This window comes from Rhodococcus sp. Leaf233 (genome assembly GCF_001426165.1).
In the GTDB taxonomy this organism is placed as follows: domain Bacteria; phylum Actinomycetota; class Actinomycetes; order Mycobacteriales; family Mycobacteriaceae; genus Rhodococcoides; species Rhodococcoides fascians.
The window spans coordinates 249,390-262,196 of sequence record NZ_LMRO01000014.1; the positions used below are offsets into that span (position 1 = coordinate 249,390).

The window sequence follows — 12,807 nt, forward strand, 5'->3', positions numbered from 1 at the left end:
AAGCTATCCGTTGATCTTGGACGCGGACGTGCCCCACTCGGCGTCGCGCAACTCCTTTTTCCTGATCTTGCCCGTCGATGTCTTCGGCAGCTCGACGATGAACTCGACGTTGCGAGGAGCCTTGTACGACGCGATGGCCGATTTCACGTGCGCCACGAGCTCGGCTTCCGAGACGTCCGCGCCGGGTACCAGCACCACGAACGCCTTCGGCCGCTCTCCCCACTTGTCGTCGGGCACCCCGATGACCGCAACGTCCGCGACGGCAGGATGGCTCGCCAGTGCCTGTTCCACCTCGATGGTGGAGATGTTCTCGCCGCCGGAGATGACGACGTCCTTGGCGCGATCGAGTAGCTGAACGTAGCCGTCGGGATGCATCATCCCGAGGTCACCGGAATGGAACCAGCCGCCCGCGAAAGCCTGTGTCGTTCCGGCCGTGTCGTTGTAATACCCCTTCATGACGTTGTTGCCGCGCATGACGATCTCACCCATTTCGGTGCCGTCGGGTTCGACATCGATCAAAACCCCACCGGGGCCAGGCTTGTCGCGGACCACCCGTAAACGGTCCGCAGTGAGCATGCCGACTCCCTGTCGAGCCAAGCGACGGGCCTGTTCGTCGGCGTCCAGTTCGAGCCATTCCTGCTTCGCCTCGCACACCGAATACGGACCGTAGGTTTCGGTGAGGCCGTAGACGTGTACGAGCGTTGCTCCCAATGCTCGAATCTTGGCGATGATCGTCGGGCTCGGAGGAGCTCCCGCAGTGACGATGGTCAACGGTCGATCGAGTGAATGTGCCTCTGCAGCAGTGGCGAGAGTGGTCAACACGGTCGGCGCACCGGCAAGGTGATCGACGCCGTTGTCGATGGCCGACCAGATGGCGTCGCCGCGCACTCCGCGAAGGCACACGTGTGTGCCGGACGCGGCCGTGACCGCCCACGTGGTGCACCACCCGTTGCAGTGGAACATCGGCAGAGTCCACAGATATCGGGTGTCGACCCCGAATCCCTGGTGGTGAAGTTCTCCCAGGGAATTGAGGTAAGCACCGCGGTGGGTGTACATCACGCCCTTGGGTCGACCGGTGGTGCCCGAGGTGTAGTTGATCGTGATGGTGGACGTCTCGTCGTCGACCTCCCAGTCCAGCGGTTCGTCCGTGCCCCGTTCGAGGAACGCGTCATATCGCGTGGTGTGCGGCAGCCTGTCGTACGTGCCGTCCACCGAGGGGGTCTCGACGATCTCGGTGACCGAATCTGCGATGGGATCTGTTCCGAGACCGGCCAGCAGTGCCGAATCACCCACCAACAGAACCGAACCGGAGTGATCGCAGATGTACCGAACTTCGTCCGGTGAGAGCCTGGTGTTGATCGCGACCAGAACGGCGCCGGCCAGTGGCACCGCGTAATGCGCGAACAGTAGCTCTGCCGAGTTCGACGCCATGTAGGCCACCCGATCGCCGTGGCCGACCCCCGACGCGCGCAGTGCATGCGCGAGCCGGGTGACGGCGGCGGCGAACTGCTCGTAGGTGAAGGTGCGCGGACCATCCTCCACGGCGATCTTGTGGGGATGAACCTCCGCAGCGCGTTCGAGAAAGCGAAGTGGTGTCAGCGGAGTATCCAGACCGGTCATGCCAGCCAATGTAGCGCGCACTACGAGGCCAGATCTGATTTGTCGATACGTTCGCGCCCACCGGTAAGGTCGGCGCGTTCGGCGGCGGCACGGCCTGCACGTCGACCCGCATGATCGCGTGCCTCGATACGCACCTCCGTTGTCGACGGATACATGGCCGTGAATGCCTTGTTCACGGCATCGCTGCGCTCGGCCAAGATCGGCAGCAAGGCGCTACCGTGATGCTCCGACGCCGCCTTTGTAGCTCGCTCCCGAGCTTCCAGCAAGCGCTGGCCGATACGGTGGGCGTACGCGATCAGAAAAGATTTTCTGAAGCTGCGACCTCGGGCTTCCGGTGATTCGGCGAGTTCGTCGAGTGCGCGAGAAGACTGCACGAGTAGCGATGTGAACAGCAGCTCGCACAAATCCAGATCGACTTCGAGCCCGACGATGTTGACCAGAGCGAATCGCTTGTACCACAGGGTTCGGGCACCATTTGCTTCGCAAACACTGTGCAGGAGAAGAGACTTGGCCTCCGAGTACGGACTGTCGACCAAGATGCGGCGGGTGGTTACGTCGCCGATCGAACCGCGCGGGTTGTCGGACTCGAGCAGCGCATGGTCGATGGCATAGCGGGTCATGAGATCTTGAGCCTTCGCCGAAAACGCCTCGGCCTCGGCTGGAAACTGGGTGGACTCCGCCTTTGCCAGTAACCCCCGGATCTTGCCCAGCATCTTGGAATCCGAGACGCCACTCTTGCGGGCCGATGACGGTGCGGGCGAGGATCGAACCGACGACCACTGCGATGGAATGGGAACCAGCTTGTCGAGTGAACCCAGTGAGGTCGTATGACCGAGGACGGTCAACACCGTGTTCCAGGAGTCGGACGTGGAGACCCGAGGCCTCGCACACCACATTCGGAGGCGTTCGACGGACACGCCTGCGGTGGAATCGATTTTCAGATCGATCAGTTGCTCTCGCCAGGAATCGGGTGCGTTGGTGAGGGCAGAGGAACGCCCCGCATGGGTGGCGATCGCCTCCACCACGAGCATCCCGGCCGCGCCCCCGACCATCTTTCGAGTAGCGTGCGCGAGTTCGGCCGGCTGCCAACCGATCTCGAACAACCTGTCGACAGAGTGGTCGAGTATCCGTGCTGATACGGCGTACGCAGGATCGACCTCGGGCGTGCACTCGAATTTCGCGAGACGGTCTGCAACCAGCCGAACGTACGCCTTCCACCCCGACCCTCGAGTGGCGTAGTCGAGGCCCATTTCGACGAGGCGAACCGGATCCGCGTCCGGCCGGATTTGACCGGTGCGGTGAAAATTTTGAAAGCTGTCCAGATCGATACGACTCATCGTCGTCCCCTCCACGTCCCCCGGTGTGGTCCCCGAACTTTTCGGTGAATCGCAGAGTAGGGGAGGGGTCCGACAAGTTATTCGAACATGTCAGCGAGGAGCGAGCATCAGCAGCAGTTCTTCCACCGACGGCAGGCCGGGAATCACGGGAAGGTTCGGTACGGGAGAAGCAGCGGGCGGTGCCGTCAACTCGACGCCGCCCAGCGCTGCCAGGACGTCGTCGGTCTGTGAGCGGCGCGGTCCATACGTGTTGGAAGCCACGACGAATTCGTCACCGATCGACGCGGACGCAACCACGCTCGATCCGTCGTCGGCCCATCCCCATTTGCTACCGGTCACGCCGGGTAGTTGCTGGGTGCCCCAGTCCTGCACGGTTCCGTCGGCTGCAACCGGTGCGGCGGAGTTCATCCAGCCGAGGACCGGGCTGGCGGGGTCTGTTCGCTTCTTCGCCGCCAGGAATCGCACAGTGTCGGCTGTGCTGGTGTAGGAACTGCCCCAGAAACCGCCCCGCGAGGTAGAGGTGAGTCCGAACTCCGTTGCCGTCGAATCGATGGCCTGGGGATATTTGTTGTCGAGTACCGAGGCGGCACCGTCGTCACTGACCTGGACCATGCGCGCGGCCAGGTCGCGATCTCGCGGCGAACCGTCTCCGAAGCGCACGACGTAGTCGGCCATGTAGAGCTTGACCGTCGACAACCCCGGGCGCGCCGAATTGTCCTCCGCGCTGCCGACGTACGTACCCGTCGGGACGTGTTCGTACGAGATCGACGTCCGTGCCGGCACATCTGCCAGATCGCCCGGTGTGGGCAGAGCCTGCGCCGGTGCGGCGCACGCGAGCGCCATGGCAATTCCGACAAATGGGACAGCGGCTGTGGCTGTGATGCGACGCAGGCCCGGCATCTCGGTCTCCTCGAGGTGTTGGCCCGCCGCGAATCGGTGGCCGATGAAAGTACCTACCCTAATAGTAGACGCTTCAACCTCACGCCCGGACCGGATGAATGTGGCTTTGTTGCACTCAGAACGACTGACAGTCGCATTGATCCCGACCGGGTGGGTGTCGGAGCCGAGCGGTCAGGATCGGCGCAGTGCCAGCAATTTGTCTTTCGAGCGACGCAGCGACCCTCGACCCGAGTTCGCCGTCCATGCGCTCGGCAGATCGATCGGATCGGTCAGGCGGCCTGCGTTGAAGTCGTCGACCAGATGTCCGACGGTCTCCTGAGCACACGATTTGTTGGTGCCGATGAAGCCCGAAGGCCCTCTCTTGATCCACCCGGTGACGTACGTACCGGTCGACGGGGATCCGCCCACTTCCTCGAGTACGCGGCCGCCGAGGTTGGGGATGATGCCGACTGCATGATCGAACGGAATTCCTGGCAGCGCGACGCCGCGGTATCCGATGGAGGTGAGGACGAGGCCGGCGTCGATCGTTTCGATCTCGCCGGTGGCGGTGCTGCGCACCACATCGTCGGTGTCGGCGGTCAGACCCATGCGCTCGAACTCGACCCCGGTGACCCGATCCGTGCCCAGGATTCGAGTGGGGGAGAGCAGGTAGCGCAGCGTGATGCGCTTTCGGCCGTCGATGTGCTCGGGTGACTCGTCGACGTGCCGCAGCAGTTGCAGCTTCTGGGCGACCGCGTGAGGCAGGTCGTTGGTGCCGGCCAGTCGTACCGTCACCGGATCCAGTGCGAGCTCGCTGCGATCGACGGTGAGATCGATATCGGGGACGGTCAGCAGTCCCGCGAATTCGGGCACGGTGAATGCGGATTGCGCCACGCCGCGCCGACCGACGACCATCACCTCTCGAATGGCACTGTGGCGCAGCGCTTCCAAGGCGTGGGGGGCGATGTCGGTCGCGGCGAGTGCGTCGGGGTCCATGGTCAGGATCCGGGCCACGTCGAGTGCGACGTTGCCGTTGCCGATGACGACCGCTCGTTCGTGTGACAGATGGAACGTGCGGTGAGCGTGATCGGGATGGCCGTTGTACCAGGCGACGAAGTCGGTCGCCGAAGTGCGCCCGGGCAGTTCGGCTCCGGGGATACCGAGTTCGCGATCCGACGACGCTCCGACCGCATAGATCACGGCGTGATGGGTGTCCATCAACTCGTCGTGCGTCACGTCTTTTCCTACCTCGACGCCGAGGTGATAGGTGAATCCCTCTTGCGCCGAGATGGTTTCGAACAGCCGTGACACTTGACGTGTCTTCTGGTGGTCGGGTGCAACACCCAGGCGTGCCAGACCGTGCGGTTGCGGAAGCCGATCGTAGACATCGACGCTGACCCCCGGCTGCGTGAGCAGCTCGTCGGCCGCGTACATCGCCGAGGGTCCGGACCCGACGATCGCCACTCGGAGCGGTTGGCGATCTCTCGACACCGAGGCGGCCGGCGTGACCGGGGCCAGAATCGGCCGTGGCGGCCGCTCCTGCTTGTAGAAGTCGGCGTTGATGGTCAGGAACGGAAGTTGAGCCTCGGTCAGTTTGGCCTGGGGAACGATGGCGTCCACCGGGCAGGCCGACACACAGGCACCGCAGTCGACACACGATTGCGGGTCGATGTGCAGCATTTCCGCCGTCAGGAAGTCCGGCTCGTCGGGGGTGGGGTGTATGCAGTTGACTGGGCACGCGTAGACGCACGACGCGTCGCTGCAACATGATTGGGTGACGACGTGGGGCATGTGGGGTTCCTGACGGCGGGCGCTGCTGTACGGATAACTGGCGCGTGGGGTGTCGAGAGGGCTATGCGGCGAACTGGCTGGAGCTGCGGTCCGGCTCACTACGGAAACGCGATGCCTTGCCGTCGATTCCACACAGCTTCCACATCAGGCGAGCCGCCCGGTTCATCATTCCGGTATCGGTGGCCAGCATGCGCACATCACCGAAGTAGTCCTGCAGAGCGTGCTGCGACTGCTCGGTTCCCCAGAAGAGGTCCGTCTTGACACTCTTCGGAATGTCGAACTTCGTCCAGAATTTCTTCGGCGGGATGACGATGACGTCGCACAGAATGCGCATCGTGACGGGGAAGGCCAGCGACAGCAGGAAGCGTCCGATCTTGGACATCTTGGGCACACGACGACGCAGGAGCTGGTGCGCGAAGGAGATGTGGCGAGCCTCCTCGGCCACGTGAATGGCCATCACGCTCTGCATGATCGGATGGATCTCTTCGCCGGAGCGAAGCACCGACTTCTGGATGTGGTCGATGGGTTCCTCGCCTGCGAGGACGCCGACGAAGAACAATTCGGGTAGCAGCGTCGCGAACAGGGGGATGAACGGCGAGAGCATCTTCATCGGTCGACTCATGCCGGGAGTGTCGGAACCCACCCGATTGACCATCTCCTGGAACATCAGGGTGTGGTTGCACTCTTCGATGGATTCGTGGGTGCAGTAGCGCGCCTCGGCCGAACCGTTGGGCAGCGAGAATACGTACTGCATCATGCCGCGGATCAGAATGTTCTCGAACTGCAGGCCGACCTTGGCGACATTGGCCTGACGCCACATGCCGATCTCGATCTGCCGGTCCAGCGGCAGGGACTTGTACCAGTCATGGCCCCCGATAGGGTCGGTCTTGGCGGGCAGTACCCAGCGGGGATCATTGGCGGGAACCGCGAACTTCTCGGACTCCCAGTCGATGTCGACGTAAGGATCGAAGTGTTTGTGCACCGAACCCTCGGACAGCAACGTGAGTGTTTCGTTGTACTGCTGCTCATCCGTGGCGTCGATGTCCACCGAAACGGACGTGGTGCCGGTCGTCAGTGTCATGGCTTCTCCAAACGTGATGCGAACATGGAGTTAATGTAACCCCAGTTAACATGAAAGGGAAGCCCGTCGAAACTTTGCTGTTCGGATGGCGCTACTGATCGTCCGAACGCTCGTCGGACACCTCCGCGACTTCGTCGGTCTCGAATAGCTGCAATTGGATCGCCGACGGATCGACCACAGGAGTGACCTGTTCGGGGGTGCTCCGCAGCACCTCCCGCAGGGCAGCCACTGCGCTGCCCCAATTCGCGGCCTCGCGATCCGCCTCGTCCACATCGCAGTGTTCGTCGCCCAGGTCCGCGGCTACCGCCATGCCGCGCCACGATGCCTCCTGCTCGGCGCTGATGCGGAGATACGACACGACCACGTCACGGTCCGAAGAGCAGCACTCGAGGACGGTGCGTGGCTCGACAGCATCGGGCGAATCCGCGATCAGCTCAATCAACGCGAGCAGACCGTCCGGGAAGTCGTCACCTTCGAGGACCGGAGGGGTCGGTTCGCCGAGCCTGCCCCCGAAGTCCTCGGCGAACTTGTCGTCGACCTGCTCCCACACGTGCGAGAGCATCCGGACCGCCCACAGCAGGTGATCGGCCACGAACGGTGATCCGCTGACACGTACCTGGGCCACAATGCAGTCCTGGACGAGATGCAACATCACATCCGGAAGCTGCACGTTGAGATCGACCAGCAACTCGGCCGCGCGGGTGCGACCGGTGACCGCGTGCACCAACGTCGAGTTGATCTCGACGACCGGCTCGGTGGATTTGACCGTGACGTATGCGGTGCCGTTGACGAATCGCAGAGGGATGTCGCCGTCGGGGTCGTGATCGGGCGGAAAGCCGAACCAGGGTTCGAGTGCACGATCGACGAGTTGCTGCAGGTGGTCCTTCCCTTTCGGCTGCACGCACAGTGGAACGACTGCCGAGACGGGTTCGGTGCTGGCCTCGAAGCTCGGCACGTCGTAGCGTCCGGTGGCCCGCGAACTCAGAAAAGACGGGTGTGGCAGGCCCCAGATGTCACGGAACACCGCGACCGTCTTCTTCGCCAGATCATCGGACCACGAGCGATTGCGGTCGACGTGGGGTGGCGTCGGCTCGGAATCCCGAGACGTTCGAAAGCCCAACGCGTTCAGTGCTTCTCGCTGAGCGTCAGTGATGGCGCGACTACTGTGTAGGTGCTCGTTGGCGGGCAGCTCGCAACGAACCATGTCGAGATCCCAGGCGTAGAACTGGACGCAGGCCGCGGTGTCCGGAACGCCGTCCGTGCTGTCGTATCGAGACTCGATCACCAAGGCGTCACCGTCGCGCATGGCGCTGACGTACTCGCCGAGCCGGCGCTGGAAGTGCATCCATGCCGAGTCGACGTCGAAGTCGAACTCGAGTGAATCGCTCATGTCGGCTCCTTACCCGAATCGCGCTGAGATAACGCGGCGTCGGTCACGCTAGCGGCGAGCACCGACAGAGTCTCGGCGCGCGCGAGTGCGTTCACGACGACGCCGAGTCCTCGAGCGGCCCGTGCGTCTCCTCGTCCAGCGCCCCGAAAGGGTGCGCCTCGGCCACCCCGTCCAGAACAGCGGGACGCAGCGCATGTGGAACCGCCAGGACCTCTTCGATTCGCACGAGAATGCCTTGCTCGATCAGAGATCGAACCCGGTGGTCAATCAGCTGCGCCGTCCGCAGGTCCTCACCTTCCAAATCGGCGTAGTCCTCGCCCTCGTTGTTCAGAGGCAGCTCGTCGGTCATCGCGGCCAGCAGGGTCTGAACCGCGAACGTGTTGGCCAGCGAACGGGACACGTCGGGGTCGTCGGCGTCTCCGGACAGCTGCACTCGGACGTGTTCGGCAACCAGCTCATGAACGGTCTCCGCCTCACGCTTGGCCAGAGACGGGGCGTTGTCGCCGAGCTTGGCCGTGTCGCCGTCGATCCGGACCAGTTCGGTCGCGATGGCCGTCGACCAGTAATCGACGGCTGCAACGTCCGAGGACTCGGTGAGTCCGGCGGGGTCGAGTGGAGCCGGGCCGACGGCGGTGCGTAGATGGACGTCGTCCGACACTGCCAGTCCGTCGGCGACGCGAGCAACGATGTCATCGAGCGCAGGCAACAGCGGCAGAGCCGAAATGGCCGCAAGCTCTTGGTCGAGCGAGACGTTCGGCAGATCGATGTCGTCTGCGTCGAGCATGTCGGGCTCGTCGCCTTCGAGGAAGTCGGAGAGGTCTTCCATGCAGTGTGCGTAGTCCTCCGGGCTGCCGTCCCACAGATCGGTCTCGTCGAGGAACGTCAGATACTGCAGTGACGTGAGAACGAGGTTCACTGCCGTGTCCTCGGCTGTCTCCGATTCCTCCTGCAGAATGCGTTCTGCAGCATCCACCAGCAGGTGCGCATCGGCGGGAATCCACGCGCTGGGGGAGAACCCGTGGCGCGCACCGGACAACTGGGTCAGTGTCGACGACACCAACCGTGAGATTGCCTCGGCCTGCTCCGACATCTCGCTCTCGTCGAGCCACTCGACGAAACCGTCGATCAGATCGCTGATCCGCTCGGATACGACACCGGTCGGTGCCGGCCGAGATTGCTGGTGACGCCGTTGCCGGGCCTTGGTCTTTTCTGCACGTTTCTGTCCGCGGTTGGCAGGCCGCTTCGATCCCATGGCTCGCAGCTTATCCGCTGACATGTCCGGTTTCGTCGCGTGACGCCTCTAGCCGCGAAGGAACGAGTCCGCAGAAGCGGCCAGTGCAGCATCGGGTGCCCGGCGATACAACTCGGCCGGGCGACCGCCACCTGCCGTCGTCGTCGTGCTCGTTCCCTCGAGTGCGGTGATGACGTGGCGGCGAAACGTGTCTTTGGAGAACGCGCGATCGAAGACGATTTCGTACAGCGACCGCAGTTCGAGGAGCGTGAAGGTGGAATCCAGGAATCCTGCAGGGTCGATCTCTCGCGCGTAGCGAGCTCGGAGGTCCAGCACTGCCTCGGTGACCATCTCGCTGTGATCGAACGCCAGCGTCGAGCCCGGCACCACACCGTCGATGGCGACCGATTCGGCTGTCGCAGGCAGTGATCGACTCGGTGTGGCTGCGCCGTGCGCCATCGACAGCACCCAACCGCGGTCGTCGCGGCCGGGCTCGTCGAAGAGCTTGAGTTGGTGGAACTGCAGATCGACGATGTTCGCCTTGGACTCGAGTGCGCGTTCGGCGGCTTCGGTCAGGGTTTCCGACGGGCGCAGAAACGTTCCGGGAAGTGCGAGGCCCCGCTCAGAGGGCACGACAACGACCTGTAGCTGCTGTTCACGGACCGTCAGGACCGCGACATCGACCGCAACCGAAGGTCGCGGGTAATCGGTCAGAGCCTTGCCGTCTCGGTCCGTCCACGTCATGGGTTGCAGCTTAGCGCAAGTCTGATCTATTGTTAGATCAACAACGATCTAAGGGGCAGCGAATGAACTTGACCGACAATCAGCGGGATCGGGCGCGTGGGGTACTGCTCGGCACTGCAGTGGGCGATGCGTTGGGCGCGGGGTACGAATTCGGATATCCGACGCCGGAGACTGCCATTGCGATGATCGGCGGCGGCGCGTTCGACTGGGCCCCGGGGGAGTGGACCGATGACACGTCGATGGCACTGTGCGTTGCGAGCGCTCTCGAGATCGGCGGAGACGTCGACGAGGTGGCAGCGAACTTCCGCGCCTGGTTCGCGGTGAATCCTCCCGACGTCGGCAATCAGACCCGGAAAGTGCTGTCGCAGAGAGCGAGCACCGGATCGGAGATGGCCGCGGTCGCGGCGTCGCTGTCCGGCCGGACCGGTGGAAACGGCTCGTTGATGCGCACCGCGCCCGTCGCGCTGGCCTATCTCGACGACGTGGCCGAATGCCGGGCTGCTGCGGAGCGGATCAGCGCGCTGACCCACTCCGATTCTCGTGCCGGTCAGGCGTGTCAACTGTGGTCGCACGCGATCCGGCACGCGGTGCTGCACGGAACGTACGACGGTATCGCCGACTTCCTGCGCCACGAAGAACCCGATGTCCGGGACTTCTGGCAGCCGCTGCTCGACAGCGCTCGGGAGGGCGAGCCGACCGACTTCCCGAAGAACGGTTGGGTCGTGCACGCGCTCCAAACGGCCTGGTGGGCGATACTTCGCGCGGCAGACGCATCGTTGCCCCTTCCTGCCGCGCTAGAACTGTGTGTCCGAGCAGGCGGGGACACCGACACCACCGCCGCGATCGCGGGCGGACTTCTCGGTGCACGGTGGGGCGCGTCGGCGGTCCCGACGCAGTGGCGCGAGCTGGTCCACGGCTACCCGGGGCTGCGCGCCGACGACCTCGATCGCATCGCCATCGCGATCGCCGAGAGAAAGGACGACGCATGACGATCATCGACGTAGTGCATGGTGATATCACCGAGGTGGCCGCAGACGCGATCGTCAACGCGGCCAACACCCGACTCCTCGGCGGTGGCGGGGTGGACGGCGCGCTGCATCGGGCCGGGGGTCCCACGATCCTCGCGGAATGCAAGGCGTTGCGGGCCACCACCTTGCCCCACGGCCTCGACACCGGTGCCGCTGTGGCCACCACCGCAGGCAGGTTGCGCGCCAGTTGCGTGATCCACACCGTCGGCCCGCGCTATTCGAAGAACGAAGACAGATCCGAACTACTACGCCTGTGCTACCAGCGCAGCCTGGCGCTGGCGGCGTCGATGAATCTGAAATCCATCGCCTTTCCGCTCATTTCGGCCGGGTCCTACGGTTGGCCGATGCACGACGCCATCACCCAACAGGTCGTTGCCGTCAAGGCAGCGCGGCCATCCGTGGACCTCGTCATGCTCGTCGCATACTCCCGCGAGGCTGCCGAGCTGACACAGCGGATGGTGAATTAGTTCTCGCAGCCGACCCCGTCCCCGTCGCGGTCGAGTTTGCTCGCGTATCCCGGGTCGCCGGCGTAGATAGGGGCTGCGCCTGCTGCACGCACCGCGGAGCAGTTTGCGTAGTAGACGCTCTCCGGCACCGCTGCCAGCGGCGCGGGAACGGTGTAGACGGGCTCGGGTGTGTACACCGGCTCCGGAATGTAGACGGGTTCGGGAATGAAGACGGGCTCGGGAGCGGGGATGTACTCCGACGTCGTCGGTATTTCCACGATCGCGGCGACGGGCTCTGTTGTGGGTGCGGCCGTGGTCGTCGTGGTCGGTGCCGGTGTGGTGGTCGTCGGACGTGCGGAGGTCGTCGTCACGGTGGGTAGCGCGGGCACGGCCGCGACCGGGGTGACGGCCACCTTCTCGGGTTCGGTCGATCCCGTCATTCCCATGACGATCAATGCCGGAAGAACAGCGATCGCCGGTACGGCCCAACCCTTGCGTCCACGCTCGGGGGACAACCGCAGATACGCGATGCCCGAGGCGACCATCAACGCTCCGACGAGTATTGCACCGAATTCGAACGATGCGATCGCTCCGATCAAGAAGACGGCACCGAAAATGATTGCGCCACAAGCAATGATCACACCGATGAGAGGGCGTCGAGAAGGAGCTGGCTCGGGTGCGGGGCGCTGGAACGGTGGTGGGTAGGCACTGGTCATGTCGGATCGTCCTCGGGTCACGGGGTGTCGGTCTCGCGGCGAAGGGTGTCCGCGAGACGGGAGCAACCCCACGTTCTTCCGAACCGGGCGGTCGCATTTCCTTCCACCATGTCGCACCGCGTGCGAGCGTCGTTACACCTCGAGCCGAGACGGCACGCCCCGGCTCAGTAGTGCTCGCGAAAACCGCCGATAGCGGTGATGGAATTGCCGTCGGGATCCGTGGCCGTGGACAGCCGAACGCCCTTGTTCGCTTCGACGATGTCGGCGAAGTCGATTCCGCGCGAGTGGGCCGCCGACACGAACGATTCGAGGTCGTCGACCGCCACATTGAACAGCGACGAGCCTGCACGCTCGAAATCCACAGTCACCTGCACCCATGCTCCGGGAGCGGCCTGCCACTCCACCAGTGTCGACATCGGATTGTTGTCCGCCGGACGGTCGAACAACTTCTCGTACCAAGCGTTCGCGATATCGATGTCCCGGACCGCCACGACCGCGAAAATGTATCTGAACATGCCGTTCTCCTCCGTTGCTGTCGGGTTCT

Annotated in this window: 12 protein-coding genes; 2 read left to right on the forward strand and 10 right to left on the reverse strand. The window is 63.9% G+C overall.

Annotated elements, in window-relative coordinates; translation table 11 throughout:
* Nucleotides 1–3: 3 nt before the first annotated feature.
* From ASH04_RS25135 to ASH04_RS25170, 8 genes are all read right to left on the reverse strand, one after another.
* On the reverse strand, nt 4–1,620 hold the full coding sequence (locus tag ASH04_RS25135; RefSeq protein WP_057474877.1) for an AMP-binding protein: 1,617 nt from the start codon (nt 1,618–1,620) through the stop codon (nt 4–6).
* A gap of 20 nt (nt 1,621–1,640) precedes the next feature.
* Nucleotides 1,641–2,957: a DUF2786 domain-containing protein gene (locus ASH04_RS25140; RefSeq protein WP_156394664.1), complete on the reverse strand. Its 1,317-nt coding sequence runs from the start codon at nt 2,955–2,957 to the stop codon at nt 1,641–1,643.
* Nucleotides 2,958–3,047: 90 nt separating this feature from the next.
* The gene (locus ASH04_RS25145) at nt 3,048–3,857 is read right to left on the reverse strand and encodes a hypothetical protein (RefSeq protein ID WP_032384904.1); all 810 of its coding nucleotides are present in this window, start codon (nt 3,855–3,857) and stop codon (nt 3,048–3,050) included.
* A 171-nt stretch (nt 3,858–4,028) separates the two neighbouring features.
* Entirely contained in the window at nt 4,029–5,627 is a 1,599-nt protein-coding gene (locus ASH04_RS25150) for an FAD-dependent oxidoreductase (protein WP_057474879.1), read from the reverse strand.
* 61 nt (nt 5,628–5,688) lie between these two features.
* Entirely contained in the window at nt 5,689–6,708 is a 1,020-nt protein-coding gene (locus tag ASH04_RS25155) for an AurF N-oxygenase family protein (RefSeq protein ID WP_057474880.1), read from the reverse strand.
* Between the two features lie 91 nt (nt 6,709–6,799).
* A complete protein-coding gene (locus ASH04_RS25160) occupies nt 6,800–8,098 on the reverse strand; it encodes a T3SS (YopN, CesT) and YbjN peptide-binding chaperone 1 (RefSeq protein WP_051365202.1) in 1,299 nt (432 codons plus the stop codon).
* A gap of 91 nt (nt 8,099–8,189) precedes the next feature.
* A complete protein-coding gene (locus ASH04_RS25165) occupies nt 8,190–9,350 on the reverse strand; it encodes a hypothetical protein (protein ID WP_053068818.1) in 1,161 nt (386 codons plus the stop codon).
* A gap of 48 nt (nt 9,351–9,398) precedes the next feature.
* On the reverse strand, nt 9,399–10,073 hold the full coding sequence (locus ASH04_RS25170) for an NUDIX hydrolase (RefSeq protein ID WP_027497703.1): 675 nt from the start codon (nt 10,071–10,073) through the stop codon (nt 9,399–9,401).
* Nucleotides 10,074–10,135: 62 nt separating this feature from the next.
* On the opposite strand from ASH04_RS25170, the gene ASH04_RS25175 reads away from it, so the two are divergent.
* Nucleotides 10,136–11,062 (forward strand): ADP-ribosylglycohydrolase family protein, encoded by a 927-nt coding sequence (locus tag ASH04_RS25175; RefSeq protein ID WP_057474881.1) that lies wholly within the window; start codon nt 10,136–10,138, stop codon nt 11,060–11,062.
* A complete protein-coding gene (locus ASH04_RS25180; RefSeq protein ID WP_057474882.1) occupies nt 11,059–11,568 on the forward strand; it encodes an O-acetyl-ADP-ribose deacetylase in 510 nt (169 codons plus the stop codon). Before ASH04_RS25175 ends, ASH04_RS25180 begins: the two co-directional genes overlap by 4 nt.
* Here the strand turns inward: ASH04_RS25180 and ASH04_RS26335 are convergent.
* Together ASH04_RS26335 and ASH04_RS25190 are read right to left on the reverse strand one after the other, a co-directional pair.
* Nucleotides 11,565–12,263, reverse strand: coding sequence for an excalibur calcium-binding domain-containing protein (locus ASH04_RS26335; protein WP_082519423.1), 699 nt, complete (start codon nt 12,261–12,263; stop codon nt 11,565–11,567). The two genes, ASH04_RS25180 and ASH04_RS26335, sit on opposite strands and share 4 nt — an antisense overlap.
* 164 nt (nt 12,264–12,427) lie before the next feature.
* The gene (locus tag ASH04_RS25190; protein WP_057474919.1) at nt 12,428–12,778 is read right to left on the reverse strand and encodes a VOC family protein; all 351 of its coding nucleotides are present in this window, start codon (nt 12,776–12,778) and stop codon (nt 12,428–12,430) included.
* Between the last annotated feature and the right edge of the window lie 29 nt (nt 12,779–12,807).